Origin of the sequence: Actinoplanes ianthinogenes, assembly GCF_018324205.1 — a bacterium.
In the GTDB taxonomy this organism is placed as follows: domain Bacteria; phylum Actinomycetota; class Actinomycetes; order Mycobacteriales; family Micromonosporaceae; genus Actinoplanes; species Actinoplanes ianthinogenes.
Map to the genome: position 1 here is coordinate 8,624,838 of NZ_AP023356.1, position 25,872 is coordinate 8,650,709.

Below are 25,872 nucleotides of genomic sequence, written 5' to 3' on the forward strand. Positions count from 1 at the left end.
GGCCGCCGCCGGGTCGGCCGCCGCCACGCCGTCGATCTCCGCGGCATCACGGACGTGGATGGATCCGCTACCGTGTCCGGCGTGCTGTGGGGTGGACGGCGGGTTGCCGGGTTGGTGCTGGCGGTTCTGGTCGTGGTGGCCGGTGCGGGGTGGGGGCTCTATGCCTGGCGCCGGCACGCCACCTACGGGACCATGGCCGACCAGCAGGAGCTGAAGGTGACCCTGGCGACCGGGGACCGGCTGACGCTGGTGGTGCCGGATCGCGGGGCGTCGATCGGGGACCACTGGACGGCGCAGTTGCCGGACTCCGGGGTGCTGCGGGCGGTGGACGAGCGGTTCACCTACAGCAGCGTGCACGACCGGCTGTTCGGCCCGGCGCTCGGCGGCGGCAGCGGCACCCGGTACTTCATCTTCGAGGCGTCCACGCCCGGCGAGGTGACGGTCACGCTGACCAACTGCTTCCGTGGCTGCAAGTTCCCCGCCGACAAGGCCGAGTCGACCGCCACGACCTGGCTGGTCACCGTCGATTAGGACCGGGGGCGCAGCCCGTCCAGGGCGGCGGTGACGACCCGCTCGGCGTAATCGGCGGTGAGCGGCCCGGTGCGCTGCAACCAGCGGTTGAGCACCGGACCCCAGATGAGGTCCACGGCGATGTCCAGGTCGAGGCCGGGCGCGAGCTGGCCGGCCCGCTGGGCGCTGCGCAGCCGCTCCCGCTTGGCCTCGCGCATCGGCTCGTCGAGGTGCTCCCGGTACGCCGCCGCCAGCTCGGCGTCGTGGGTGATCTCGGTGGCCAGCGCGCGCATCGGCTGGTCGTACCGGGGATCGTTGAGTTCCTCGACGGTGGCGCGCAGCACCAGGATCAGGTCGGCCCGCAGGTCGCCGGTGTCGGGCAGCACCACCGGGCCGCCGTCACCGCTCTCGCTGAGCATCAGGAAAGCGTCGAACAGCACGACGCCCTTGGACGGCCACCAGCGATAGATGGTCTGTTTGCCGACGCCGGCGCGCGCGGCGATGCCCTCGATGGTGAGTTTCGCGTAACCGACCTCCTGGACCAGGTCGAAGGCGGCGGTGAGGACGGCCCGGCGTGAGGCCTCACGCCGGCGGGTCGGGTTGGGGGTCACCGGACCACCATAGTCCCAACGAAACGAGACGTACCGTCTTGTCATGCGGAGCGCCGCGGGTGTAGCGTCCCTGCCTAGCGAGACGAAACGTCTCGTCTTGTCAGCGAGAGAACAGGGGACCCGCATGTCTCGCACCTGGTTCATCACCGGCGCCAGCCGTGGCCTCGGCCGCGCGTTCACCCGGGCCGCCCTCGACCGCGGAGACCGGGTCGTCGCCGCGTCCCGCAGCATCACCCGCGCCGACTTCGACGAACGCCACGGCGACCGCCTGCTCGCCCTGCCGCTCGACGTGACCGACCGCGACGCCGTGTTCGCCGCGGTGGCCACCGCGATCGAGCGCTTCGGGCCGCTGGACATCGTCGTCAACAACGCCGGCACCCTGTCCATGGGCATGATCGAGGAGTTCACCGAGGCGCAGGCCCGCGCCCAGTTGGAGGTCAACCTCTTCGGCGCGCTGTGGGTCACCCAGGCCGCGCTGCCGCACCTGCGGGCCCAGCGTTCCGGGCACCTGGTGCAGGTCTCCAGCATCGCCGCGCTCGGCGGCTTCCCCAGCACCGGCATGTACAGCGCGAGCAAGTTCGCCCTGGAGGGGATGAGCGAGGCGCTGGCCATGGAGGCGGCGGCCTTCGACGTCAAGGTCAGCATCGTGCAGCCCGGTGGGTACTGGACCGACCTCTACACCAGCATGGCCACCACCACGCCGAGCGACGCCTACCGGCCGCTGCGCGAGCAGCTGGAGGCGCAGTGGGCGGACGGCTCGGTGGACAGTGAGCCGGAGCTGGCCGCACAGGCCCTGCTCGCCCTGGTCGACAGCGAGCGGCCACCGTTGCGGCTGCTGCTCGGCAGCATGGTCTACGACCTGGCCTTCGACATCTCCCGCCGCCGGATGGAGGAGTGGGCGAGCTGGGAGCAGGTCAGCCGGGCCGCCGAGAAGGCGTCCCGGACCGCGCCATCGCGGTGACACGCGTGGCCGCCCTCGGCCTCTCCGCGGACGCCGCCGGCCGGCGTGCCGCGGCGGAGCCGACGGATGAAAACAATTCCCGGGCGGCCCGACCCGATGCCTACGGGGCGTCTGGCGCTCGCCAATCCCGCAAGGCCTCGCCTGCCACCGCGTTGGGGTGCTCCTCGTCGACCGCTCGCTCCAGCACGCTGATCGCCTCGGCGGTGCGGCCCGCCTCCCGATAGCAGGCGGCCAGGCCGATGCGGGCGTTGACCGTCTCCGGGTGCCAGTCGCCGAGCAGGCGTACCCGGTCGTCGACCACCCGCTCCAGGAGGCCGATCGCGTCGGCGGTCCGCCCCGCCTGCCAGTAGGACGAGGCGAGGCCGGCGCGGGCGCTGATCGTGTCCGGGTGGTCGTTGCCGAGCAGTCGTGCCGTGTCGTCGACGGCTTTCTCGTCGATCGCGACGGCTTCGGCGGTCCGTCCTGCCTGCCGGTAGCAGGCGGCGAGTGCGATGCGGGCGTTGATGGTGTCGGGGTGCTGGTCGCCGAGCAGGTGTACCCGATCCTCGATGACCTTCTCCAGGATGGCGATCGCCTCGGCGGTACGCCCGGCGTCCCCGTAGGACGACGCGAGGCCGGCGCGGGCGCTGATCGTGTCCGGGTGGTCGTTGCCGAGCAGTCGTGCCGTGTCGTCGACGGCTTTCTCGTCGATCGCGACGGCTTCGGCGGTCCGTCCTGCCTGCCGGTAGCAGGCGGCGAGCGCGATGCGGGCGTTGATGGTGTCGGGGTGCTGGTCGCCGAGCAGGTGTGCCCGATCCTCGATGACCTTCTCCAGGATGGCGATCGCCTCGGCGGTCCGCCCGGCGTCCCCGTAGGACGACGCGAGGCCGGCGCGAGCGTCGATCGTGTCCCGGTGCCTCTCGCCGAGCAGCCGCGAGGTGTCGGTCACCGCCCGCTCGTCGAGGACGATCGCGTCCGCCGTGCGGCCCGCCCGCCGATACCCGGCGGCCAGGCCGATCCGTGCCGTCATCGTGTCCGGATGCTCGTCACCGAGCAGCCGCTCCCGGTCGTCGACCACCCGCTCCAGGAGGCCGATCGCGTCGGCGGCCCGCCCCGCCTGCCACCAGGCGGAGGCCAGACCGGCGCGGGCGGTGATCGTGTCCGGATGCTCGTCGCCCAGCAGTCGCACCGCGTCGTCGACGAGGCGCTGCCAATAGGTGATGGCGGGGGAGTGCAGCCGGGACCGCAGCAGGCTGGCGCCCGCCTGGAACAGCAGCGGATGCCCGGCCGGCTGCCACAACAGGTCGCTGATCAGGGCGAGGGTGTTGGTCCGCAACGCGTCGACCAGATCGGTGGTGGTGTGGTCGGACTCCGGCCACAGCTCCAGCAGCGCGTCGGCGGCGGCGTGGGCGGCCGCGGCCGGGTCGATCGTCCCGGCCTCCCGGGCGGCACGAGCGGTCAACGCGTGGATCCGTACCGCGCGTGGCCCGTCGGCGGGGGTGTGGGTCAGCAGGCCGTAGCGGTGCAGCAGCCGCAACGCCGCCCGCGCCCGATCGGCGGTGCAGGACAGGAAAGTAGTGACCGCGGTGGTCTTCCACAGGTGGTCGGGATGGCCGTCCGGGTCGAGCACCGCGGCCAGCGCCAGAGCGGGCCGGGCCAGTCCCGCAGGGGCGGCTTCGTCGGCGGCGTCCAGGGCGAGCAGCAGGGTCACCGCGACCGGCCGGCCGTATCCGTCGGGGTCGCTGCCGGCCGGCATCACCTCGGCCACCCGCGCGGCCGTACGCACAAGGGTCAGATACTCCGTGCAGGTCACCGCCTGATCGATCAGGTAGGCGGCGGCGTGCGACAGCGCCAGCGGGAGATGTCCCAGCGCGCCGGCCAGGTCGTGCACCTTCGCGTCGAGCAGGTCGGGGCATCCGGCCTCGGTGAGCCGCTCGGTGAGGTAGGCCACCGACTCGGCCGGGGAGTACACGCCGACGTCGATGCGCTGCCGTCCGGCACCGGTCAGGGCGGCGTCCTGCCGCCGGGTCGTCGCCATCGTCCGTCCCTTCGGTCGCTGCGGGGGCCACCATCCGGCCAGGTGGTCCGGGTCGGTGACGTCGTCGAGCACGATCAGCCAGGACCGGTCGGTGCTGTGCAGCCACTCGCAGAACGCGGCGGCGTCGGCCGCGGGATCGGCGCCGTCGGCCCCCGGCGCGGCCACCCGCAGCGCCGCTCGCGCGTACCCGCTGACGATCCGCTCGGGACTGTTCGCGCTCACCCAGGCCACCAGATCCGCGGTCCGCTCGTCCAGTGCCCGGTGCACCAGCCAGGCTGCCAGTTGCGACTTGCCGACCCCGCCACCACCCGCCAGCACCCACGCGTGCCGGTCACCGTCGATCCGCTCGCGGACCCGTGGCCGGGGCTGGAAGGCCGAGGCCACCGCCGGCGGCCGTCCCACCTGGACCGGCCAGGTCACCGCCACCGGCGGATGGTGATGGTGCTCGTGATACTCCGCCCGGACGTCGCCGACGATGATGCCGGTGTTGGCGACACCGCCCCGGTCGGCCCGGGCGTCACCGGACCGGGCGACGAATCCGGTCACGGCCGGGGATGCCGCTGCACACCGGTGTTGGCCACCGAACCGGGCCCGTCCGCGACCGCGTCGCCGGAACCGGTCACCCGCGCCGGGCGGTCGTCGCCGGCCACCTGCACGCCGGTGTTGGCCTGCCCACCACCGGTGGCGCGGGCCTTGCCCGAGTCCTCGACCCGGTCCGGCACGTCCGTCGGGGCCGGCAACAGATACGGCGCGATGAGCGCGATCACCGCCACCACCGAGCCGATCACGCTGCCCAGCTTGTCCGCCCTGTCCAGCCCGACCACCGCCAGGTAGCCCACCAGGCCGGCGACGATCACGCCGAACAGTCCACGCCCGGCCCACAACCACCGCCGGTTACGACGAGGCACCCCGACCACCATCCACCGTCATCGAAGACTGGAACGTCCGCCAGTCTACGAACACCACCGCAAGCACCATCGGCGAGATCACTCGGTGCGCAAGGCGGTCGCCGTCCGGGTGCGCGCCGCCCACCCGGCCGGCAGCATGGCCCCGACGACCGCGATCACCAGGCCACCCAACGCGAACAGCAGCAGCTCACCCGGGACATAGATGTTCAGCACCGCATCCGGCAGGTGGAAGCCCGCGGTATCCCCCATCTTGGTCACGATGGTGCGTTGCAGCAGGACCCCGGCCGGAGCACCGAGCGCCCCACCGGCCAGCCCGAGGACGGTGACCGAGGCGATGACCATCGTGACGGTCTGCCGTGGCGCCATCCCGAGCGCCTTGTGGATGCCCAGGTCGTGGACGCGTTCCCGGGTCTCCAGGACGACCGTGTTGAGCACGCCCAGGGCGGCGACCGCGGTCAGCATCACGGTGAGCAGCGCGGTCAGCGCGTTGATGATGAGCACCTCGTCGGCGGTGCCGTGCTCGTTCACCATCGCCTGCGCCCGGAGCGGGCTCAGCGCGGTGTCCAGCGATTGCGCGTAGGCCGCCACGTCGGTGCCCGGCTGGACGCTCACGGTGAACAGGTCGGGCTCGGTGTCCGCCCCGGCTCCGGTGAGGATCTGCAAGCCGTCGTTCTCGGTGTTGAACACCTCACCGACGATCGTGGCGGAGGTCTGCTTGCCGTCCCGGGTCAGCTGGACGGTGTCCCCGATCCGGGTGTGCGTGGCGGTCAGGAACGGGGTCGCCACGACGATCTCGCCCGGCCCGCGGTACCAGTCGCCGGAGATCATCCGATAGCCGTCCGCGCAGGTGGTGCCACTGGTCTCCTGACTCTCCAGGGTGCCGCCGAGCCCGGCAACGGTCACATCGCCGGCGGTCACCGCGCAGTACCCGGCGGTCCCGGCCTGATGGGTGATCGCGCTGAGGACCGCCGCGGGGTCGGCCGGCGTCGCCTTCTCGCCGCCCGGCGGCGCGGACACCTGCCGCTTCCCGCCGCCACCACCGGGCGGCGGACCCATGCTCATCCGGGCCAGGTTCACCTGGACGTCACCGTGACTGTCCGCGGCCTGGATCTCGGTCAGCGAGGAGGCCAGGCCGACCGAGAAGGTGACGGCGGCCGCCCCGAACGCGATCGCGATGACGATCGTCGCCGACCGGACCGGGCGGGCGAACGGCTGTGCCAGGCCGAGCGTCACCGGACGGGGGAGCGGGAGCCGGGCGGTCAGCCGGGCCGCCCACCGGCCGCGGCCGGGGGACGGGGTGCGGCCGACGGCGAGGGCGTCGACGGTACGCAATCGGCCGGCCCGCGACGCGGCGATCCAGGCGGTGACCGTCACCAGGGCGAGTACCCCGGCCAGGACGGCGATGGTCACCCACGGCTCGACGCCGCTGTCGTTCGTACCGTAAAGGTCGTTGGTCTTGGCAAGCACCGGGACGGCCAGCAGGTTGCCGGCGACCGCGCCCAGCGCGGCCCCGATCGTCGCCGGGATCAACGCCTGGCTCAGATAGGCGCGCACCACCTGGCTCGGGGTGAAGCCGAGCGCCTTGAGGATGCCGATCCGGCGGGTGCCGGAGCTGACCGCCCCGGCGATCACGTTGCCGACGATCAGCACCGCCATGATCAGACCGAGCAGGCCGAACGCGATCAGGAACGGCACGAACAGCGCGGCGTCACTGGCGGCGCGCTGCCGGGTGACCAGCCAGGACTTGGACGCCGTGAGCGCCTCCGTCCCGATCCCGGCCAGGACCGCGTCGACCTGCTCGGCGTTGTCGGCCCTGGTCAGGCGATACAGCATCTGATAGCCGGCCGGGACGATCTGTTCCGGGACGACCCAGCCGTCGGCGGTCTCGCTGACCGATCGCGCCAGGCCCACCACGGTCAGGTCCGGGTTCCGCCACACGGCGCCGATCGACCGGGAGCGCATGTGTTCGGTCCGGCCGTCGCTGGACAGCACGATCTCGCCGGGCTTGGTCGCCCACCGGCCCCGGACCAGCCGGACGTCGTCGACCCCGCCGGTCGGCCGACTCCGGCCGACCACCGTCATCCCCGGCAACGGCTGGTCGTGGTCGTCGATCGGGGTGATCGACGCGGTCGGGAACGGGCCGGCGGCCGCGGACACCCCCGTGGCGTGCGCGGACGCGGCCAGTTGCGCCGCCGTCGTCTTGCTCGCGTCGAACTGCACGGTCAGGTGGGCGCCGTTCTGCTGCTCGAACGCCCGGTCGAACGGCGCGTTCGAGGCGACCAGCAGCGTCCCGCCGAGCACCGAGGCGGACACCGCGACCAGCACGACCAGGGCGATCACCACCGTGTGCACCCGGCGGCGCTGCATCGCCCTCATCGGACCAGCCCGTCGACGATCCGGACGGTACGCGTCGCGCACGCCTGCGCCAGCGCCAGGTCGTGGGTGACCATGAGGATCGTCTGGCCCTCGGCGTGCAGTTCCTTGAGCAGCTTCAGCACGTCCGCGCCGGAGGCGGTGTCCAGCGCGCCGGTCGGCTCGTCGGCCAGCAGCAGCGCCGGACGGTTCACCAGCGCCCGGGCCACCGCGACCCGCTGCCGCTCACCCCCGGACAGCCGCCCCGGGTACGCCCCGGCGTGCCGGTCCACGCCGAGGGTGCCGAGCAGCTCCCGGGCCCGGCGCTGGGCGGCGCCCCGCGACATCCCGGACAGCTGCGCCGGCAGCATCACGTTGTCGGCGACGGTCATGTCGTCGAGCAGGTTGAAGAACTGGAAGACCATGCCGATCCTCGAACGCCGGTAGCGTGCCGAACCGGCCTCGCCGAGCGCGTCGACCCGGACACCGTCCACGGTGACCGTGCCGCGGGTGGGCCGGTCCAGCCCCGCGATCAGGTTCAGCATCGTCGACTTGCCGCTGCCGGACGGGCCGAGGATCGCCACCGACTCGCCGGCCGTGATCGTCAGGTTCGCGTCCCGCAGGGCGGGCGGGCCGTCGCCGTAACTTCTGCTCACGTCGTGCAGCTCAATCATGGTTGCCGACGCTAGGGACCGGGACGGACCGGGCGCGTCGGCAAGAAGAGGCATCTTCGGCGCGCCCGTAGCTCTTTCGATGTAGTCCATGGAGCCGACGACCGGCTCCGGATAGACGGCGATAATGGTCCGGTGCTCCGTAGGTTGTTGCGTCCCGAAGGCACACTGCCGCTGCTCACCCGGCGCGGCCAGGTGTTCGACGTGCTCATCGCGGTGTCGCTGCTGCTCGCCGCGATCTCGGCCGGCGACCAGGACATGAGGGTCGAGCGGGTCCCGCACCCGGGGCCCGAGCTGTTCGTGCCGATCGAGGAGCACAGCGAAGCCTCGGTGTTCCTCGGTCTGCTGCTCGTGGTCGCGCCGCTGGTGCTGCGCCGCCGCCGTCCGCTGACGGTCCTGTGGATCGTGCTCGCCACCATGCCGTGGCTGGTCGACGACGACGCCGCGCTGCGGGTCTCCTTCTACGCCTGCGTGATCGCCGGCTACACCGCCGCGGTCTACAGCCCCTACCGGATCCTGGCCCTGGCCAGCCTGCCGGTCGCGATGCTCTTCTACAGCGGCGCGGAGGACGGCGCGCCGACCGTCCCGCCCGGTTTCGTCCCGGTGCTGATCCTGGGCGCGATCGCCGTCGCGGCCGACGGCCTGCGCCGCTGGAGACATCGGGCCGCCGTTCTGGAACGCGACCAGGCGCGGGCGCTCCGCCAGGCCGCTGAGCACGAGCGCGCCAGGATCGCCCGCGAGCTGCACGACGTGGTCACCCACAACGTCAGCGTGATGGTGATCCAGGCCGGCGCGGCCCGCAAGGTGCTGGACGGCTCCCCGGAGCAGGCCCGGGAGGCGCTGCTCGCGATCGAGAGTGGCGGCCGGGCCGCGATGACCGAGCTGCGCCACGTGATGGGCCTGCTCACCATGGACGACGCCGGCCCGGACGCCGACCTGGCGCCGCAGCCCGGCCTGGACCGCCTCGACGCGCTGATCGAGCGGGTGTGCGGCAGTGGCGTGCCGGTCACGCTGACCACCTCCGGCGATCCCCGCCCGATGCCCGCCGGCGTCGAGCTGGCCGCCTATCGCGTGGTCCAGGAGGCCTTGACGAACACGGTGAAACACGCCGCCGGAGCCAGCGCCACGGTCCTGGTCGAGTTCGGATCCGACCAGCTCCGGCTCCGGATCACCGACACCGGCGGCACGTCCCGCCCGGCCGCCGGCGGTGGCGGCCACGGACTGATCGGCCTGCGCGAACGCCTGGCCGTCTACGGCGGCACGCTGACCACCGGCCCGCGCCTGACCGGCGGCTACCGGGTCGACGCCGCGATTCCCCTGGAGACCCGGTGACGCTGCGAGTGGTGGTCGCCGACGACCAGGCGCTGGTCCGGGCCGGCTTCCGGATGATCCTCACCGCCGACGGCATCGACGTGGTCGCCGAGGCCACCGACGGCGCCGAGGCCGTCGACGCCGTCCGCCGCACCCGTCCGGACGTGGTGCTGATGGACATCCGCATGCCGGAGCTCGACGGCCTGGAAGCCACCCGCCGCATCCTCACCGGCGCGCCGGACGAGCCCCGGGTCATCATGCTGACCACATTCGACCTGGACCACTATGTCTATGCGGCGCTGACCGCCGGAGCCAGCGGCTTCCTGCTCAAGGATGTGACCCCGGAACACCTGGTCGCCGCGGTCCGCATGGTCCGCTCCGGCGACGCCCTGCTGGCCCCGGCGATCACCCGCCGCCTGGTCGAACGCTTCGCCCAGCACGAGACCGGCCCGCCCGCCGGCCACCGCGAGCTGGCCACCCTGACCGCCCGCGAGCTGGAGGTCCTGCGCCTGCTGGCGCAGGGCCTCAGCAACGCCGAACTCGCCGCCCACCTGCACCTCTCCGAAGCGACAGTGAAAACCCACGTCGCCCGCATTCTCGCCAAACTCGGCCTGCGCGACCGCGTCCAGGCCGTCGTCCTCGCCTACCGCACCGGCCTGGTCACCCCGGCCTGACGGTCCCGGTCCGCTTCGCCTTCCGGCCAAGGCGCTTACGGTACGACCTGAGCGCGGCCACGCCCGGCAGCGTCAGCTGCCGGTCGGGTAAGGCTTGGCCGCCGCGCTCGCCAGCGTCATGAACGCGGGCAGGTTGAGGTTCCAGAACGACGACATGCAGCTGTACGCGGGGAAGAAGCCGCTGCACGTGGAACTGTTCGGACCGACCTCGACGGTGTACCCGGGCACGCCCAGCGTGCCGTAGATCCAGTCGTCGGTGGCGCCCGGCGCGAAGTAGTTCAGGCCGCCGTCGCCGTGGACCACGGTGTACCGGTTGGACCGGGCCATGGCCGTGGCGATCGCCTTGAGGTCGGTGTTGTTCGGCGCGAGCGAGTTGGTCCAGCCGTACGGATAGATGTTGAGCTGGGCGTAACTGTGCAGGGTCAGGAAGGTGCCGGTGGTCGCGGTGGTGGCCGGCGAGAAGTCGGCGGCCGGTTTGGTGTCGCGGTAGATGCCGGCCAGGAAATTCTGGATGCCCTGCGTCTCCGGCTCGCTGGCGGCCCCCGTGCCGGGATAGGTCTCGCTGCACCTGGTGCCCTGGTTGACGTCCCAGTGGTAACTCGAGTTCCGGTTCAGGTCGACGCCGCGGCCGGTGCCCGAGCATCCGTTGTCGTGGGCGTTCTTGCGCTGCGACACCGGACGGGTCGAGTTCGACGAGACGATGTCGACGCCGTCGGGGTTGGCGATCGGGATGACCCACAACTCGGTCGTGTCCATCAACGTCGTCACGGCGCTGACCCTGCCGTAGTTGGACACCAGGTAGTCGATCCACATGTACGCCAGCTCACCGGTGGCCAGCTCCCGGGCGTGCATCTGCGCCATCAGCGTGAACTTCGGCTTCGTGCCCGTCGTGCTCAGCGCGCAGTCGCCGGTCCTGATCTTCGTGATGCACAGGGCCTGGATGTCGTGCCCGCCCCGGTTCTGGGTCTTCAGCCACGACTGGCCGATCGGGCGCAGCACCGCCAGGTCCGGATGGGCCGTCACGACCTGCTGGTTGTGGGTCTCGTGCGCGGCCGCGGTGTGGTACCCGCCGTAGTAGGTGCCGGCCGCGGCCTGCACCGTGGCCGGCACCGGCTGGTAGAGCGGTCCGGTGTAGCGCACGGTCAGCCCGTCGCGCCGCAGCCGCCGGGCGGCGTCCGCGGTCGCCAGGATCGGCACGCCGTCGGGCGACAGCCCCTCCATGACGTCGTAACCGCGCCGGCTCAGATCGGTGGCCAGGTCGCCCACCGCGGTGGCCGGCGCGGTCACCACCCAGTAGCCCGGTTCGCTGACCGCCGGGGTGGCCGCGGCCGCGGTGCCGGGCGTGGTGAGACCTGCGGAGATCAGCAGTAGCGTCGCGGTCGTCGCGGCGGCGAACAGCCGCCGCGCCCGTGCTCGCCGGAAACGCGGGAACCTGGTCATCGGCACCTCGGTCGTGACATGGCCGGCGTCACCGTGCGCCGGCACTATCCGTTCACGTTCATCGATGCGTAATGGGTAGTCAACATGCCGATGAGGTCATACCTCAGGCCGCGTCGTTGCGCGGGCACGGGCTCGGCTATGCACTCGCGCCGGGCATGGATACCTGACCCTGGGCCAATCATCGGATCTCCGGGCTCCCGGTCGCCCATACCGCCTCCAGGCCGTCATCAGCGGCATAAAACAGATGCTGCCGCAAATCAGGGGCGGATTTCAGCTTGCCCCGCAGCCTCCACGGCTGGGCTGACCTCGCTGCCAGGAAAGGTTGGGCCGCAAGCATTTTCCTAAGCTCGGTAACCCGCCAGTCCGCACCCAGCAGCTTCCTGGCGCGCATCAGCAACGCCACTCCATCGACCGGCATCTTGTCTATATAGACGTCGGCGATCAGCGGCATGTCCGGCTCCGGCTCGGACGGCAGGACGAAACCGGAACGCAGCCACACCTCGAACGCGGGAGCAACAACTTCGAGGTCGACTGAGCCGAGAGCGCCCAGGTCGGCTGAGAACACGGGCCCGCCGTCGCCGGCGCATCTGAGGAAGTATCCCCGATCCCCTTCTTGGCCGATCATGAGGTGGTCCGCAAGCCACTCGCCGACTTCGTAGGTTGTGTTGCGCTCCAGCAGGGATTCCCGGCAGAACACGGACAGTCCGGTGGTGTCGGCGGCGAAATCATCAGTGACTTCCGCCAGCCACAGTTGGTAGGCAGTGTCCGTCCGCGAAACCAGCCGCTCGATCATCTCCACCGCTGGGCTCCTTCCTGCGCGGCCACACTGGTCAGAACGGATCTCCTGCTGGAGTGCTAGTAGCGATCGCGGCGTACGACGTGAGTGTCGATCAGGTCGAGGAATGCCCGCACCGGCGGGCTCGGAGTGGGGGTGCCGAGACTGGCGGCGGCCAGGGTCCACGACGCGGCCGGTGGGTCGAGGCCGACCGACGCGACCCGGTGGTCGTCCTCGGCGGCCAGCGGCGGGACCAGGGCCAGGCCGATGCCGGACTCGACGTATCCCGGGATCGTCGTTATGTCGCTGACCTCGACGGCGATGGTGCGGGTGACGCCGGCCCGGCGGAAGTCGTGGTCCGTGCGGATGCGGTTGCAGAAGCCGGGTGGCAGGTCGACGAACGGCTCGTCGGCCAACGCGGCCGGGGTCACCGCGGCCTGCTCGGCCAGCGGATGGCCGGCCGGGACGAGCAGGCGCGGCTGGAACTCGGCGATCCGGTGCAGGTGCAGGTCGGGCACGCCGGCGGCCTGAACGCCGACGAACGCGACGTCGAGCTCGCGGGCGCGCAGCGCCGCCAGCAGTCCGTCGGTGCCCGCGGCCGCCATGCTCAGGCTCAGCCGCACGCCGGGGTGACGCTGACGGAAGTCGCTCACCAGACCGGGCAGGTCGACGGCGGTCAGGCCGGACAGCGTGCCGACCCGCAGGCTGCCGGTCAGCCGGTCGCGCAGGCCGGCGACCGCGGCCCGGGCCTGGTCGAGCGCGTCGAGCGCCCGCCGCGCCTCGGGCAGCAGCGCCTTCCCCGCCTCGGTGAGCGCGACCCTGGTGGTGCTGCGCTCGAACAGGGACGCGCCGAGGTGCCGTTCGAGCGCACGGACACTCGCCGAGACCGTCGACTGCACGGCGTGGGTGCGCTGGGCGGCACGGGTGAAGTTGAGCTCCTCGGCGACGGCCACGAAGTACTGAAGTTGACGCTCCTCCACGTACCGAAGGGTAATCGCCGAAGGCGATAAGGCCTAACGGAACTATTCGTTGGTGGCGAACGGTCGGCCGGGGCAGGCTGTGTGAGACAACCGATCTTGAGCAAGGAGCTCGTCACCATGAACGTCTTCCTGACCGGCGCCACCGGCCACATCGGCGCGGCGGTCCTGCCCGCCCTGATCTCCGCGGGCCACTCCGTGACGGCGCTGGTGCGCTCGCCGGAGAAGGCGGCGGCCGTGCGCGCCGCCGGTGCCGAGGTCGCGATCGGCGACATTCAAGACCACGATCTGGTACGCCGGTTGGCCGCCGGCGCCGAAGCGGTGATCGCCACGGCGTCCCCCGGTGACGCCACCAGCAGTGCGGTCGAGACGGCGTTCGCCGAGGCGGTGCTCGACGGTTTGCGGCCGGGCGCCACCTTCCTGCGCACCGGCGGTGTCTGGGTGCACGGCTCGGCGCCGGACGTCACCGAGCAGACCCCGCGCAACGCGCCGGCTCTGGTCGCGTGGCGCGAGGAGCTGGACTCGCGGGTGCTGACCGCGGCCGGGATCCGGTCGATCCTCATCGAGCCGGGCACCGTCTACGGGAACGGCCTCGGCATCCCGGCCCTGGTGTTCGCGGGGGAGCGGGTCGGCGATCCGGCCGCGCTGCGCCTGGTCGGCCCCGGCACCCAGCACTGGACCAGCGTGCACGTCGACGACCTGGCCGAGCTGTACGTGGCCGCGCTCGAGCAGGCGGAGAGCGGCTCGGTGTATCTCGGGGTGAACGGCGAGAGCGTGACGGTCCGCGAGCTGGGCGAGGCCGCGTCCCGCCGGCTGGGCCTGGACGGCCGGGTGGTGGCCGAGGACGCCGCCGCGCTGGTCGAGCGGCTCGGCGGGTTCGGCGAGGCGCTGCTGCTCGATCAGCAGGCCACCGGCGAGAAGGCACGCCGTGAACTGGGCTGGAAACCCTCCCGCCGGTCCCTGCTCGAAGAGTTCGCCGCCGGCGGATACGACCCGTCCTGACGGCTCCGGCGAAGCGGACCCGCGACGCGGCGGAATGGCGTACGCAAAAAGGACGGAAGCGGCATAAGGCGACTTTCCCGGAATTTCGACTATATGCCCCGGCTTAGTCGGCGATCCAGTCGAGCAGCAGCTCGTGGAAGCGGTCGGGCCGCTCCAGCGACGGCAGGTGGGCGACGTCGGGCCAGTCGACGCGGCGGACGTCGGGCAGCCCCGCGCACAGACGTTCCGCGGCGTCGTGGGTGGTGGCCAGGTCGTGCGCGCCGACCAGGAGCAGGACCGGAACGGTTACCGACGCCAAGCGCTGAAGGGCGGGCGGATCGAGCTCGACCTCGTCCGGCGCGGCCGGCCAGTTCTCCTGGATGTCGAAGACCTGCCGCTGCATGCGGCGGACCGCGTCCTGGACGTCGTGGCCGACCTCGGCCGGGTCGCGCGTCGGACCGACCACCCAGGCGGCGATGTTGGCCTCGACCGCGGCGTCGAGGTCGCCGGCCGCCAGCGCGGAGTTCTCCGCCTCGGCGAAGGCGGCGAAGTCGTCGGTCCGCGCCGCGAGCAGGCTGCCGCCGGGCGGGCACAGCAGCAGCGAGGCGACCAGGTCCGGGGCGGTCAGCGCGACCTCGACGGCGACGCCGGCGCCGAACGACGCGCCGACCAGGTGGCAGCGCTCGACGCCGAGGTGGGCGAGGGTCTCGCGGACGTCGCCGGGATGGGACACCGGGCCGTCCGGCGGCGTCGCCGACTCGCCGAAACCGTGCAGGTCGAGGCGGACCACGTGGTGGTCGGCGGCGAGGCGTTCCCACTGCGGGTCCCACATCCGGCGGTCGGCGACCCCGGCGTGGATCAGGACGATGGGCAGACCGTCGCCGTGCACGGCGTGGTCATGAGCGAGCAGCGACACAGGGCTCCCGGCGTTCGGTGAACAGGCGGCACCAGGCAAGCACGGCGTGAGTCACCGCGCAAACGGGTTTCCTCAGGAACGCCGACCGGCCGCCGATGGCGACGACGTGGGGCGGGAGAAACTCTGGAGAGGGTGGATCGCGGCCGGGGTGCTCGCCATCGCCGGCTACTACCTGCTGCCCGCCGGCGGGGTGGCCGCCAGCCTGGTCTACAACGTGATCGGCCTGGCATCGGTGCTGGGGATCCTGGCCGGCGTCCGGTTGCACCGGGTGGCGCGCCCGGCACTCTGGTACTGGTTCGCCGCCGGGCAGTTCACCTGGGTGGTCGGCGACCTGGTGTACGAGTACTACGAGCACGTCCTGCACCAGGAGCCGTACCCGTCCGCCGCCGACGCCTTCTACCTGGCGTCGTACCCGATGCTGGTGGTCGGTCTGTGGATGCTGATCCGTGGCGGTGGCGGGGCACGGGCCGCCGAGGCGGCCATCGCCGGCATCGGTTTCGGTCTGGCGCTGTGGATCTTCGTGCTGCACCCGATCGCCACCGACGCGGCGAACTCGACGCTGGAGCGGGTGATCGGCATCGCCTATCCGGCGGCGGACGCGCTGATCCTGGCCCTGGCGGCTCGGCTGCTGGTCAGCCGGGGCAGTACGGCCAGCACCCGCCTGCTCGTGATGGCCGTCCTGTTCCTGCTGTTCAGCGACGTCGGCTTCTCGGTCGTCACGCTCTACGCCGACGGCGACGACCGCATCCTGTCAGCCGGCTGGCTGATCTCCTACGTGCTGTGGGCGGCCGCGGCGCTGCACCCGTCGGCCGCGGCGCCCCCGGACCCGGCGGCGGACAACACGATCCGGGCCGGGCGTGCCCAGTTCGCCGCCCTCACCGCCTGCGCGCTGCTGGCACCCGCGATGCTGTTCCTCCCCGGCGTCGGCGCCGACACCGTCGACCGGGTGGCGATCGGCGCCTGTTCGGTGCTGCTGTTCCTGCTCTCCGTGGCGCGGGTGTTCGCCCTGACCCGCACCGTGCAGGGGCAGACCGCCGAGCTGGAGCGGATCGCCCTGCACGACGAGCTCACCGGGCTGCCGAACCGGCGGCACTTCGAGCAGGCGCGCGGCCCGCTGCACGTGGTCTTCCTCGGGCTCAGCGGCCTCAAGAACATCAACGACGAGCTCGGCCGCCCGGTGGGCGATCAGGTCGTCGCGGTCTCGGCGGCCCGGATCTTCGCGGCCGCGCCGGAGGCCACCCAGGTGGCCCGGATCGGCGGCGACGAGTTCGCGCTGGCGCTGCCGGACGCCGAGACTGCCGCACGGGTCGTCCAGCGGCTGGTGGCGGTCCTGCGCGAGCCGGTCGAAGCCGGCGGGCACGAGCTGCTGGCCGGGGCCAGCATGGGGGTCGCCGAGGCGGGCGGGGTGCTCGAAGCGTTGCGCCGGGCGGAGGCGGCGATGCACGCCGCCAAGCAGACCGGCGAGCCGTACCGGGCCTGGTCGGCGGAGCTGGACGAGCGGGCCGGCGAGCACGCCCGGCTCGGCGCCGAGCTGCGCGCCGCGCTGGACGCCGGGCAGTTCCAGGTCGTCTACCAGCCGATCGTGCGGCTGCCCGAGCGCCGGGTCACCGCGGTCGAGGCGCTGGTCCGCTGGCAGCATCCGCAGCGGGGGATGGTCAGCCCGGCCGCGTTCATCCCGGTCGCCGAGCAGAACGGCCTGATCGTCGAGCTGGGCGCCTGGATCCTGCACACCGCCTGCCGGCGGATGGCGGACTGGCGTGCCGAGCTGGGCGCGCTCGCCCCGGACCGGGTCAGCGTGAACGTGTCGGCCCGGCAGCTGGCCCGTGCCGACTTCCCGGCGACGGTCGCCGCGGCGCTGGCCACCACCGGGCTGCCGGCGCGCTGCCTGACGATCGAGGTGACCGAGACCGCGGTGTTCGGCGGCGGGCAGGCGCTGACCTCGCTGCACGAGTTGCGGGCGCTGGGCGTACGGATCGCGCTGGACGACTTCGGCACCGGGCACTCCTCGCTGGGGCTGCTCCAGACCGTTCCGGTCGACGTGCTCAAGGTCGACAAGTCGTTCGTCGACAACATCACCGAGGCCGGCCGGCACACCGTGATCGCCCGGGCGCTGATCCAGGTCAGTGAGGGTCTCGGCCTGACGGCGGTGGCCGAGGGCGTGGAGACCGCCGAGCAGGCGACGGCGCTCTACGAGCTCGGATACCGCCTGCTCCAGGGCTACTACTTCGGGAAACCGACGGCCGAGCCGCGCTTCGAGGTGGACTTCATCCACGCGGGGTGAGGTGCCGTTGTCTGAGGATTCCGACGATTATGCCCCGGCATCCACTTGGGGAGGCGATCCACATGTATCCCGAAACGCTCACACTCCTCGACGACTGCATCCGGCAGTTGATGGATCTGCGAAATGATCTCGGCGCCCGCCGCCGGGTCGAGGCCGGGCAGCGGCACGACATCGCCGAGCAGGCCGTCGGCGTCGCCCAGCGGTTCATCGCCGAGGCCTCCGGCGCGCTCGCCGAGCCCTCGTCCGACCCGGTGATCCGAGGTAGCGGCGCGGAACCGATGCCGGTGGCCTAATGTCTGAGGAATGTTCAAGGTCAACGCGATTGCCGCCCCGTCGGCGACCGAACCGCTCTTCCGCACCACCATCGACCGGCGTGACCTCGGGCCGCGCGATGTGCTCATCGAGATCCGCTACGCCGGCATCTGTCACTCCGACATCCACACGGTCCGCGGGGAGTGGGGCACGGTTCCCTACCCGCTGACCGTCGGCCACGAGATCGTCGGCCAGGTCACCGAGGTCGGCGCCGAGGTCACCCGGTTCCAGGCCGGCGCCCGGGTCGGCGTGGGCTGCATGGTCAATTCCTGCCGCGAGTGCGGCAACTGCCAGGCCGGGCAGGAGCAGTACTGCGAGAACGGCAACGTCGGGACGTACGCGAGCATCGACCGGGACGGCACGGTCACCCAGGGTGGCTACTCCACGCACATCGTGGTCGACCAGGACTTCGTGCTGCGGGTTCCGGAGAGTCTTCCGTACGAAAAGGTCGCGCCCCTGCTGTGCGCCGGCATCACCACCTACTCGCCGCTGTCGCACTGGAAGGCCGGCCCCGGCAAGCGGGTCGCCGTCGTCGGCATGGGCGGTCTCGGTCACATGGCCGTCAAGATCGCCGCCGCGATGGGCGCCGAGGTCACCGTGCTGTCGCAGACGCTCGCGAAGAAGGACGACGGCCTGGCCTTCGGCGCCGAGCACTACTACGCCACCAAGGACCCGGCGACGTTCGAGGTCCTCAAGAACACCTTCGACCTGATCATCAACACGGTCAGCGCGCCGATCGACATGGGCTCCTACCTGCGGCTCCTGCGCCTGGACGGCACGCTGGTCAGCGTCGGCGCCCCGCCGGAGCCGCTGGGCGTGCCGGTGTTCGCCCTGTTCGGCAACCGGCGTTCGTTCGCCGGTTCCAGCATCGGCGGGATCGCCGAGACGCAGGAGATGCTGGACTTCTGCGCGGAGCGGGGGATCGCCCCGGAGGTCGAGCTGATCACCGCGGACGCGGTCAACGAGGCGTATGAGCGGGTGCTGTCCTCGGACGTGCGCTACCGCTTCGTGATCGACATCGACTCGCTGCGGTCGTAGTTTCGCTTTCCGCCCGTGGAGGTGCCTGACCAGGCATCTTCACGGGCCACCCGCGGCCCGGCCATGGTCCGGTCGCGGTCTGCGGTCCGGTCACGGTTCGCTCGCGGTCCGCGGTTCGCTTGCAGTCCGCCGTGGCTCGTTGCCGCAGCGATTTCGGTACGCCACCAGCACCGTCCCGCCTCGCGGCCTCACTCGCCGGACGTCGCCGCCTCCGCCCGCGTGATCGCCTCGGCGCCCCGCTGGTGGTCTCCTGATGACGAGGCGAGGCGGGCGCTGGAGGCGACGGTCTCCTCCGTCTCGGCGCGGCGGCGATTCTCATAGACGGCGAAGGCGATCGCCGGATCGTCGTGGTCGCACAGCGCCGCAGCCAGTGCCACCGCGTCCTCGGCGGCCATCGACGCACCCTGGGCCGCGGCCGGAACGGCGGCATGGGCGGCGTCCCCGGCCAGCACCATGCGCGCGTTGTGCCAGTGCGGGGTGGTCGGAATGTCGTAGGAATCGCCGCCCACGATTTCCGAGCCGGACGCCGCGATGAGCCCGTGCACGGGTGTGGCGTCGTCCCGGGACAGGTCCAAGGCCAGTTCCCGCCACTGATCGGGCCGCAGACCCGCGGCCGGTTCGGTCCCGGGGATCCGGGCGAACCACCAGGTCCGGCCGTCCCCATCGGGCACCGTGAGCCCGAAGAACGCCCGGCTCCCGCGGACCATGTGATACTCGTCCAGGTCCAGACCGGCCGGGTTGCCAGGCGTGTATCCGTACACGACATGCTGCCCGGAGTAGCGAGGCGCGGGCGCGCCCGGATCGATGAGCCCGCGGGTGAGCGAATGGATCCCGTCCGCCCCGACCAGCACGTCCCCGGTGACCCGGCTCCCGTCGGCGAAGGTGACCTCCACCCCGCCGGACCCGATCGAGGCCCCGGTCATCCGCCTGCCGTGGTGCACCGCGATGCCTCGCTCGACCGCCAGCGCCTGCAAGGCCCGGTACAGCGCGGCCCGAGTGAGCGATCGAGCCGGACCCTCGATCGGCCGATGCCCGAGCCGCTGTCCCTGGGCGTCGACCAGCACCACCGCCCGCGCCGGGAACGACACCGCCTCCACCGCCTCGGCCGCGCCGATCCCCGCGAGCGCGGTCATGCCGTTGCGCATGACGGTGAGAAACGCCCCGGCATCCGCCCCACCGGAGCGGTGCGCCTCGAACACGTCCGCCTCGATACCGGCCTCTCGCAGCGCGAGCGCGGTCACGGTCCCCGCGACACCCCCACCGACGACGATCACCTTTCGCACGGCCATCCCGCTATCGTGCCCCACCGTCCACTTCGCTCGCTGCCCGCCCGTTCAAGCAGTGCCACCGACCGGCGCCGGTGCGGGTGAACTCTCACGACGTACCGGAAATCCGAAAGACGTGCCGGAGGCGCGGCAGCGACCGCATGCCAATGGTCTGCCTCGCGGATGCCGGCGCGGCAGCTATCTCGGCCCGAAACGGCTGGGCTGAGCGGTTCGGCAGATCATCCGGCCAGGGCCGTCAGCGCCGCGTGGGCACGCACGCGAACGTTGAGTGACATGACGGCCACCCGTACCGGTCCGGAGGCGATCTCGAGTGCGACCGCGATGAGGGCGGTCAGGGCGGCGGGCCCGTCGGCATCCTCCCGGACGCCGGCGGCCCGGCACAGACGCCCCCACAGGTGCGGGTCGCCTCCCGAGGCGCAGGTGACGCAGGTGCGCAGGTCCGCCACGGAGGGATGGGCCAGGCCGTAGGTGGGCGAGGCCGTGGTGCTAGTGGTCATGCGACGTCAAGCCTTCCGGAGTGATCGGTCGAGAGCTGGCAGCAGTGCGGGACCAGGCCGGTGAGTCAGCCATAGATGCCTGCCTGCAGCAGTTCGACAGCGCGGGGTGCGAGACCGGTCAGCGTGTCCAGGTCGGCGTCGGTGAAGGCGCCGGGCTCGGCACTGAGTACGCACAGCGAGCCGACCGGCTGCCCGTTCAGGCGCAGCGGAACCCCGGCGTAACTGCGCACCCCGGTGATCATCACCAGCGGGTTCATGGTGTGTTCCGGATCGTCGTGAGTGTCGTCGATCAGCAGCGGAGCGTCGTTGCGGACCACGGTGGCGCACGGCGCCCATTCCGCCGGCATGCCACCGGCCTCGGCGAGCCAGCCGCCGACGCCGTGGGTGGCGGCCAGGATCCCGGCGTCGGTGAGGATCAGCGAGACACCGGCACAGGGTGCCCCGAGCGCCTCGGCGACGCGGTCGATGAACTGCTGCAACGCGGCTGAGGTGCGCTCACCGCGGGGGAGCACGCTCCCGACCGCCGCCACCCGGGCCGGGTGGGTCAGAACATCGGTCAGGGGGATGGAACTGGCGACAACCATTTGAGCCTTCTTACCTCGAGAGAACTCGACGCTATCGAGCATCGGGTGGCCGGCCGGACGCCGTCGTGGAGCAGCACGGTTGCGGGCAATCCCGGGCGCGGGCCGCCTCGATCATGCCGGTTCCCGGGTCGGGCACTACGCTCATGTGGTGGAGTCACCGGACCGATGAGCGAAGCTGAGCTGCTACGACGTTTCACGGCGATCGCCGACGCGACGCTCTCCCGGCTGGAGGTCGCCGACCTGCTCGACGAGTTGCTGGAGCGCGTCCGCGGCGTGCTCGAGGCGACACCGCGGTCGTCCTGCTGCTCGACCCGCACGTCGGCCAACTCGTCGCCACCGCCGCCAAGGGGCTGGAGGAGGAGGTCCGGCAGGGCTTCCGGATCGCCGTCGGCGCCGGATTCGCCGGACGCGTCGCCGAGACCGGCCGGCCGGTGGTGATCGGTGACGTCAGCGCCGACAACGTCGTCAACCCGCTGTTGCTGGACGCCGGGATCCGGTCCCTGCTCGGCGTGCCGGTCTTCGCCGCCGGTGAGGTCATCGGCGTCCTGCACGTCGGCACCCTCAGCCCGAGGGCCTTCACCGCCGACGACGTCATGCTGCTGGAACTGGCCGCCGACCGGGTCGGGGTGGCGGGCGCGGTCCGCTTGCAGAAACTGGAGAACGGCGCCGCCCTGGCCCTGCAACGCAGCCTCATGCCGCCGCAGATCATCTCCGTCCCCGGCCTGCAGATCGCCGCCCGCTACGTGCCCGGTCACGAGCTGGGCGTCGGCGGCGACTGGTACGACGTCTTCACCCTCCCCACCGGCTGGCTGGGCCTGGTCATCGGCGACGTCTCCGGACACGGACTGGCCTCGGCCGTCGTGATGGGCCGCATCCGCAGTGCCCTGCGCTCCTACGCGCTCATCGCCGACACCCCCGCCCGGGCGCTGAGCCTGCTCGACGACAAGGTCCGGCACTTCGAGGCCGGTGCTCTCACCACCGCCCTGTACGCCATGATCTCCCCGGATCGGTGCACCGCCCTGCTGTCGACCGCCGGGCACCTACGACCGGTACTGATCACCACCGGCGACGAACCGGCCCTGCTCGACATGCCGGTCGACGCGCCCCTGGGCATCGGCCGTGGCCGGCACACCCGGCACACCACCACGATCAGCCTGCCCGCCGACGCGTTGCTGCTGTGCTACACCGACGGTCTCGTCGAGCGCCGCGACCGGATCATCGACATCGGCATCAAGGAGCTCCTCGACGCCGTACGCCCCGGGCACCCGGAAACCCTCTGCTCCACGGTGATGTCCCGGGTCGCCCAGGACTGTCCCACCGACGACGTCGCCGTTCTGGCCGTTCGCCGCGAACCCGTCCGGAAGAGCAACGACGCAAACCGTGGGTGACGGGGACGCGGAGGTTGCAGTTCGGTAGTACGCGGTGGTGGCCCCAGCGGTACCCCCTCCGGATGCCGATGGGGCGGGCATGACCCGCCGGATGCTCCTGTTGTACGTCACCCTGGTCGCGGTCGCCGCCGCGGTGGCCGGCGCGACGTCCGGAAAGGCCGTCGGTGACCTGGTCTACTTCGGCGCCTATCTCGCCATGACCGGGTTGCTCTGCTGGTCCGCGGCGCAGCGTCGGCGCAGCACCGACTACCTGCCCTGGCTGTACCTCGCCCTGGGGCAGGTCGCCTGGCTGGCCGGCGACGCCGTCTATCCGGTGAGCACCTACCTGCACCGCACGTCGGACGGGACGACGTCCGCGGTGCTCTGGACCGTCGGATACCTGGCATACGGCGCGGCCCTGGTCGCGATGGCGCGGCGCCGGGCGGGCCGATGGCTGCGGCCCGCCGTGCTGGACATGCTCACCGTGGTGGTCGCCGCCGCGATCCTGATCTGGGTCGGGTACGTCTCGCCGTTCCTGGCCGAGCTGGCCGCGGATCCCCTCGGCGCGTACCTGTACCTGATGGGCCCGATGGGCGACATCGGCATCCTCGCCGGCGTCCTGCTGCTCGCCTTCTCGCCCGGCCGGCGCTCCGGCGCGACCCGGCTGCTGGTGTCGTCCGCGCTCCTGCGCATCGCCTCCGACCTGGGCTCCAGTTTCATCCCCTCGCTCGATCTGGCCAACGCCACGGCGGTCGCGGTGATCCTGCTGAGCAACGGGTTGCTCGTCGCGGCCGCCCTGCACGAGCAGAGCGGCGAGCTGACCGCCGCCGCGCGCCGCGCCCCGACGCTGCACGCCATCCGGGTCTGGTTCCTCGGCGCCGGCCTGCTGACCGCGCCCGCGGTGCTGTTCGCCCGGCGCGACTACGCCGAGGGGGAGCGGCTGCTGCTGTTCGTCGCCACGGTGGTCACCGCCGGGTTCATCCTGGCCCGGTTCGCCACCGCGCTGCGGTCGCTGGAGCGGGCGGAGCGGACGCTGGACCACCGGAGCCGGCACGACTCGCTGACCGGGCTGCTCAACCGGGCCGCGCTCGGTGACGAGCTGGACGCCTGCCCGCCCGGTTCCACGGTGCTCTACCTGGACCTGGACGGGTTCAAGGCGGTCAACGACGGAGCCGGGCACGCGGCCGGGGACGCGATCCTGCGGGCGGTGGCGCAGCGCCTGACCGCCGTGGTCCGCGACTGCGACATGGTGGCCCGGCTGGGCGGGGACGAGTTCGCCGTGGTGCTGACCGGGTTGAGCAGCCTGGACGCGGTCCCGGTCGCCGAGCGCATCCTGCGGGACGTGGCGGTGCCGGTCGAGCACGAGGGCGCCTGGCACACCGTCGGCGCGAGCATCGGCATCGCCGGGGTCGACGCGCCCGGTTCGACCGCGGAGTGGCGGCCCGCGGCTCTGCTCCGCGCCGCCGACACCGCGATGTACCAGGCCAAGCGCCTCGGCCGCGGCCGGTGGGTCCTGGCCGAGGCCGCCGCCTGAGGCCGGCGACCGCGCGAAGCACCTGTGGCGACGGTTATATTTACGACCGGTCGGTCTTTTTGTAGGGTCAGTCCATGACCCAGGACGGCAGGCTGCTCCGCGGCGAGCGAACCCGCACCGCCGTGCTCGACCAGGCCGTGCTGCTCGCCACCGTCTCCGGCCTCGACGGCCTGTCCCTGAGCCAGGTCGCCGAGGCCCTGGGCGTCAGCAAGTCCGGCCTCTTCGCCCACTGGCGCTCCAAGCAGGAGCTGCAACTGGCCGTGATCGACCACGCCCGCGCCCAGTGGACCGACCGGGTGATCCGGCCCGCCCTCACCCATCCGCCCGGCCTGCGCCGGCTCTGGGCCGTGCACGACCGCCGGCTCGCGTTCTACGAGGCCGGCGTCCTCCCCGGCGGCTGCTTCTTCGGCAACGCCTACTTCGAGTTCAACGCCCGCCCCGGCGCCATCCAGGACCGCCTCGCCATCGAGCAGAGCGACTGGATCGCCTTCCTCACCCGGGTCGCCGCCGAGGCCGTCGAGACCGGTGACCTGCGCCCCGGCACCGACCCGGCCCAGCTCGCCTATCTGGTCGAGTCCCTCGGCGTCTGCGCCGTCATGCGCAACACACCTCTGACCTTCCAGCACGCCCGCCGGGCGCTGCTCGATCACCTGCGAGCCATCGCCACCGACCCGTCGACCCTGGGGGACCTGACATGACCACCGCTGTGGAGAGCGGCGCCGTGCTGCGGATGCCGGTGCACTTCGACGACCTGGACGCGATGGGCGTCCTGCACAACTCGCGGTACGCCGTTCTCGTCGAGCGCGCCGTGGTCCTCTGGTGGGCCGAGCGCGGCGTCTCGTTCGCCGGCGGCCGCCCGACCACCCCGGACGCGTTCAACGTGGTCCGGGAGTATGCGATCACCTTCCACCGCCCGGTCACCGGCACCGGGGAGATCGCCGTGCACTTCTGGCTCGACCGGATGGGCACGTCCAGCGCCGACTACGGGTTCCGGGTCACCTCGCTCGACGCTGAGACGGTGTTCGCCGAGGGCCGCCGGGTCAACATCCGGGTCGATCCGGCCACCATGCGCCCGGCCCCGTGGACCGAGCACGGCCGGGAGATCGCCGCCGCCCTGCAACGCTGAGCCACCCGCGGCGCGGGCTGAATCATCCGTGGCGAGGGGTGTCCGCCCGCTCCCGGAGCCCGAGAGTGGGGCGATGAGTGACGCCTATGTCTACCGGCCGGCGGCCGGGGTCGCCGCCCGCGACCGCGGCCGCACCCTGTTCGCCCAGACGATGGGGTATGTCGCGGCGACCACCGCCCTGTTCGCGCTCGGCGCCTACCTCGGGCGGAACCTGCCACCGTTCTTCGCGTTCGTCGCCTACCTGGCCTCGTTCGCCGCGCTGATCGCCATGCAGTTCACCATCCGCAAGTCGAAGCAGGCCACGGTGGCGCTGCTCGCCGGCTTCGGCCTGATGATGGGCGTGGCGGTCGCCCCGACGCTGGTCTATTACGCCAGCACCGACCCGCAGGCCCTGTGGCAGGCCGGCGCCGCGACCGCGTTGTTCGTCGCCGGTTTCGGCGCGGCCGGCTACGCCACCCGCCGTGACCTCACGTGGCTGGCCCGGATCTGCTTCTGGGCCCTGCTCGCCCTGATCGTCTTCGGCATCGTGCTGATCTTCGTCAACATCCCGAACGGCGCCCTGATCTACTCGGTCCTCGGCCTGGTGATCTTCGCCGGCTTCATCATGTTCGACTTCCAGCGCCTGCGCCGCTCCCGGGACATCGACTCGGCCCCGCTGCTGGCCGCGGCGATCTTCCTGGACGTCCTCAACGTGTTCCTGTTCTTCCTGCGCATCTTCAGCCGCAACCGCTGACCAGGATCAA

At 72.0% G+C, this 25,872-nt stretch carries 26 protein-coding genes; 14 read left to right on the forward strand and 12 right to left on the reverse strand.

What is annotated here, in order from left to right; all coding sequences use genetic code 11:
• Positions 1–81 precede the first annotated feature (81 nt).
• Positions 82–531: a protease inhibitor I42 family protein gene (locus Aiant_RS38885; protein WP_189334981.1), complete on the forward strand. Its 450-nt coding sequence runs from the start codon at positions 82–84 to the stop codon at positions 529–531.
• Here the strand turns inward: Aiant_RS38885 and Aiant_RS38890 are convergent.
• Positions 528–1,121 carry a TetR/AcrR family transcriptional regulator gene (locus Aiant_RS38890; protein WP_189334980.1) on the reverse strand — a complete coding sequence of 198 codons (594 nt, stop codon included), beginning with the start codon at positions 1,119–1,121 and terminating at the stop codon, positions 528–530. The two genes, Aiant_RS38885 and Aiant_RS38890, sit on opposite strands and share 4 nt — an antisense overlap.
• A 124-nt stretch (positions 1,122–1,245) precedes the next feature.
• Here Aiant_RS38890 and Aiant_RS38895 point away from each other — a divergent pair, with 124 nt between their 5' ends.
• The gene (locus Aiant_RS38895) at positions 1,246–2,082 is read left to right on the forward strand and encodes an SDR family oxidoreductase (protein ID WP_189334979.1); all 837 of its coding nucleotides are present in this window, start codon (positions 1,246–1,248) and stop codon (positions 2,080–2,082) included.
• 100 nt (positions 2,083–2,182) lie between these two features.
• Here the strand turns inward: Aiant_RS38895 and Aiant_RS38900 are convergent, their stop codons facing one another.
• The 4 genes from Aiant_RS38900 to Aiant_RS38915 form a co-directional block, all read right to left on the reverse strand.
• Positions 2,183–4,645 carry a tetratricopeptide repeat protein gene (locus Aiant_RS38900; RefSeq protein ID WP_189334978.1) on the reverse strand — a complete coding sequence of 821 codons (2,463 nt, stop codon included), beginning with the start codon at positions 4,643–4,645 and terminating at the stop codon, positions 2,183–2,185.
• The gene (locus tag Aiant_RS38905; RefSeq protein ID WP_189334977.1) at positions 4,642–5,007 is read right to left on the reverse strand and encodes a hypothetical protein; all 366 of its coding nucleotides are present in this window, start codon (positions 5,005–5,007) and stop codon (positions 4,642–4,644) included. The genes Aiant_RS38900 and Aiant_RS38905 overlap by 4 nt, the downstream gene beginning before the upstream one ends.
• Positions 5,008–5,085: 78 nt before the next feature.
• A complete protein-coding gene (locus Aiant_RS38910; RefSeq protein ID WP_212846671.1) occupies positions 5,086–7,383 on the reverse strand; it encodes an ABC transporter permease in 2,298 nt (765 codons plus the stop codon).
• Entirely contained in the window at positions 7,380–8,033 is a 654-nt protein-coding gene (locus Aiant_RS38915) for an ABC transporter ATP-binding protein (RefSeq protein WP_189334976.1), read from the reverse strand. The genes Aiant_RS38910 and Aiant_RS38915 overlap by 4 nt, the downstream gene beginning before the upstream one ends.
• Before the next feature lie 132 nt (positions 8,034–8,165).
• On the opposite strand from Aiant_RS38915, the gene Aiant_RS38920 reads away from it, so the two are divergent.
• Together Aiant_RS38920 and Aiant_RS38925 are read left to right on the forward strand one after the other, a co-directional pair.
• Positions 8,166–9,362: a sensor histidine kinase gene (locus Aiant_RS38920; RefSeq protein WP_229831109.1), complete on the forward strand. Its 1,197-nt coding sequence runs from the start codon at positions 8,166–8,168 to the stop codon at positions 9,360–9,362.
• Positions 9,363–9,415: 53 nt separating this feature from the next.
• Complete coding sequence (locus tag Aiant_RS38925; RefSeq protein WP_229831129.1) at positions 9,416–10,015, forward strand: response regulator; 600 nt, start codon at positions 9,416–9,418, stop codon at positions 10,013–10,015.
• A 72-nt stretch (positions 10,016–10,087) separates the two neighbouring features.
• Here the strand turns inward: Aiant_RS38925 and Aiant_RS38930 are convergent, their stop codons facing one another.
• The 3 genes from Aiant_RS38930 to Aiant_RS38940 form a co-directional block, all read right to left on the reverse strand.
• Positions 10,088–11,455, reverse strand: a complete 1,368-nt coding sequence (locus Aiant_RS38930; protein WP_189334974.1) for a M14 family zinc carboxypeptidase — start codon at positions 11,453–11,455, stop codon at positions 10,088–10,090.
• Positions 11,456–11,633: 178 nt separating this feature from the next.
• Positions 11,634–12,254, reverse strand: coding sequence for a hypothetical protein (locus Aiant_RS38935; RefSeq protein WP_189334973.1), 621 nt, complete (start codon positions 12,252–12,254; stop codon positions 11,634–11,636).
• A 56-nt stretch (positions 12,255–12,310) separates the two neighbouring features.
• The gene (locus Aiant_RS38940) at positions 12,311–13,210 is read right to left on the reverse strand and encodes a LysR family transcriptional regulator (RefSeq protein ID WP_189334972.1); all 900 of its coding nucleotides are present in this window, start codon (positions 13,208–13,210) and stop codon (positions 12,311–12,313) included.
• Between the two features lie 96 nt (positions 13,211–13,306).
• On the opposite strand from Aiant_RS38940, the gene Aiant_RS38945 reads away from it, so the two are divergent.
• Complete coding sequence (locus tag Aiant_RS38945) at positions 13,307–14,209, forward strand: NAD(P)H-binding protein (protein ID WP_229831107.1); 903 nt, start codon at positions 13,307–13,309, stop codon at positions 14,207–14,209.
• Between the two features lie 103 nt (positions 14,210–14,312).
• On the opposite strand, the gene Aiant_RS38950 is transcribed toward Aiant_RS38945, so the two are convergent.
• Positions 14,313–15,104: an alpha/beta fold hydrolase gene (locus tag Aiant_RS38950; protein WP_189334971.1), complete on the reverse strand. Its 792-nt coding sequence runs from the start codon at positions 15,102–15,104 to the stop codon at positions 14,313–14,315.
• 46 nt (positions 15,105–15,150) lie between these two features.
• Here Aiant_RS38950 and Aiant_RS38955 point away from each other — a divergent pair, with 46 nt between their 5' ends.
• From Aiant_RS38955 to Aiant_RS38965, 3 genes are all read left to right on the forward strand, one after another.
• Entirely contained in the window at positions 15,151–17,385 is a 2,235-nt protein-coding gene (locus Aiant_RS38955; protein ID WP_229831105.1) for a putative bifunctional diguanylate cyclase/phosphodiesterase, read from the forward strand.
• Between the two features lie 62 nt (positions 17,386–17,447).
• Entirely contained in the window at positions 17,448–17,678 is a 231-nt protein-coding gene (locus Aiant_RS38960) for a hypothetical protein (protein ID WP_189334970.1), read from the forward strand.
• A gap of 10 nt (positions 17,679–17,688) precedes the next feature.
• Entirely contained in the window at positions 17,689–18,735 is a 1,047-nt protein-coding gene (locus Aiant_RS38965) for an NAD(P)-dependent alcohol dehydrogenase (protein ID WP_189334969.1), read from the forward strand.
• Between the two features lie 188 nt (positions 18,736–18,923).
• On the opposite strand, the gene Aiant_RS38970 is transcribed toward Aiant_RS38965, so the two are convergent.
• The 3 genes from Aiant_RS38970 to Aiant_RS38980 all read right to left on the reverse strand — a co-directional run bounded on the left by Aiant_RS38970 (position 18,924) and on the right by Aiant_RS38980 (position 21,102).
• The gene (locus Aiant_RS38970) at positions 18,924–20,024 is read right to left on the reverse strand and encodes an FAD-dependent monooxygenase (protein ID WP_425322647.1); all 1,101 of its coding nucleotides are present in this window, start codon (positions 20,022–20,024) and stop codon (positions 18,924–18,926) included.
• 215 nt (positions 20,025–20,239) lie between these two features.
• On the reverse strand, positions 20,240–20,518 hold the full coding sequence (locus Aiant_RS38975) for a hypothetical protein (RefSeq protein ID WP_189334968.1): 279 nt from the start codon (positions 20,516–20,518) through the stop codon (positions 20,240–20,242).
• Positions 20,519–20,583: 65 nt separating this feature from the next.
• Positions 20,584–21,102, reverse strand: a complete 519-nt coding sequence (locus tag Aiant_RS38980; RefSeq protein ID WP_189334967.1) for a GAF domain-containing protein — start codon at positions 21,100–21,102, stop codon at positions 20,584–20,586.
• Positions 21,103–21,267: 165 nt separating this feature from the next.
• Between Aiant_RS38980 and Aiant_RS46180 the strand changes: the two genes are divergently transcribed.
• From Aiant_RS46180 to Aiant_RS39005, 6 genes are all read left to right on the forward strand, one after another.
• Entirely contained in the window at positions 21,268–21,540 is a 273-nt protein-coding gene (locus Aiant_RS46180) for a hypothetical protein (protein WP_229831103.1), read from the forward strand.
• Positions 21,453–22,490: a PP2C family protein-serine/threonine phosphatase gene (locus tag Aiant_RS38985; protein ID WP_229831127.1), complete on the forward strand. Its 1,038-nt coding sequence runs from the start codon at positions 21,453–21,455 to the stop codon at positions 22,488–22,490. Before Aiant_RS46180 ends, Aiant_RS38985 begins: the two co-directional genes overlap by 88 nt.
• A gap of 79 nt (positions 22,491–22,569) precedes the next feature.
• Complete coding sequence (locus Aiant_RS38990) at positions 22,570–24,003, forward strand: GGDEF domain-containing protein (RefSeq protein WP_189334966.1); 1,434 nt, start codon at positions 22,570–22,572, stop codon at positions 24,001–24,003.
• Between the two features lie 74 nt (positions 24,004–24,077).
• Positions 24,078–24,701 carry a TetR/AcrR family transcriptional regulator gene (locus Aiant_RS38995; protein ID WP_189334965.1) on the forward strand — a complete coding sequence of 208 codons (624 nt, stop codon included), beginning with the start codon at positions 24,078–24,080 and terminating at the stop codon, positions 24,699–24,701.
• Positions 24,698–25,129, forward strand: a complete 432-nt coding sequence (locus Aiant_RS39000; RefSeq protein WP_189334964.1) for an acyl-CoA thioesterase — start codon at positions 24,698–24,700, stop codon at positions 25,127–25,129. Before Aiant_RS38995 ends, Aiant_RS39000 begins: the two co-directional genes overlap by 4 nt.
• Positions 25,130–25,202: 73 nt before the next feature.
• Entirely contained in the window at positions 25,203–25,862 is a 660-nt protein-coding gene (locus Aiant_RS39005) for a Bax inhibitor-1/YccA family protein (RefSeq protein ID WP_189334963.1), read from the forward strand.
• Positions 25,863–25,872 lie beyond the last annotated feature (10 nt).

Coding starts and splice junctions, on each gene's coding strand:
- Aiant_RS38895 (WP_189334979.1), top strand. CDS start 1,246: ATGTCTCGCACCTGGTTCATCACCGGCGCCAGCCGTGGCCTCGGCCGC.
- Aiant_RS38910 (WP_212846671.1), bottom strand. CDS start 7,383: ATGAGGGCGATGCAGCGCCGCCGGGTGCACACGGTGGTGATCGCCCTG.
- Aiant_RS38915 (WP_189334976.1), bottom strand. CDS start 8,033: ATGATTGAGCTGCACGACGTGAGCAGAAGTTACGGCGACGGCCCGCCC.
- Aiant_RS38925 (WP_229831129.1), top strand. CDS start 9,416: ATGATCCTCACCGCCGACGGCATCGACGTGGTCGCCGAGGCCACCGAC.
- Aiant_RS38930 (WP_189334974.1), bottom strand. CDS start 11,455: ATGACCAGGTTCCCGCGTTTCCGGCGAGCACGGGCGCGGCGGCTGTTC.
- Aiant_RS38960 (WP_189334970.1), top strand. CDS start 17,448: ATGTATCCCGAAACGCTCACACTCCTCGACGACTGCATCCGGCAGTTG.
- Aiant_RS38965 (WP_189334969.1), top strand. CDS start 17,689: ATGTTCAAGGTCAACGCGATTGCCGCCCCGTCGGCGACCGAACCGCTC.
- Aiant_RS38970 (WP_425322647.1), bottom strand. CDS start 20,024: ATGGCCGTGCGAAAGGTGATCGTCGTCGGTGGGGGTGTCGCGGGGACC.
- Aiant_RS38975 (WP_189334968.1), bottom strand. CDS start 20,518: ATGACCACTAGCACCACGGCCTCGCCCACCTACGGCCTGGCCCATCCC.
- Aiant_RS38980 (WP_189334967.1), bottom strand. CDS start 21,102: ATGGTTGTCGCCAGTTCCATCCCCCTGACCGATGTTCTGACCCACCCG.
- Aiant_RS46180 (WP_229831103.1), top strand. CDS start 21,268: ATGAGCGAAGCTGAGCTGCTACGACGTTTCACGGCGATCGCCGACGCG.
- Aiant_RS38990 (WP_189334966.1), top strand. CDS start 22,570: ATGACCCGCCGGATGCTCCTGTTGTACGTCACCCTGGTCGCGGTCGCC.
- Aiant_RS38995 (WP_189334965.1), top strand. CDS start 24,078: ATGACCCAGGACGGCAGGCTGCTCCGCGGCGAGCGAACCCGCACCGCC.
- Aiant_RS39000 (WP_189334964.1), top strand. CDS start 24,698: ATGACCACCGCTGTGGAGAGCGGCGCCGTGCTGCGGATGCCGGTGCAC.
- Aiant_RS39005 (WP_189334963.1), top strand. CDS start 25,203: ATGAGTGACGCCTATGTCTACCGGCCGGCGGCCGGGGTCGCCGCCCGC.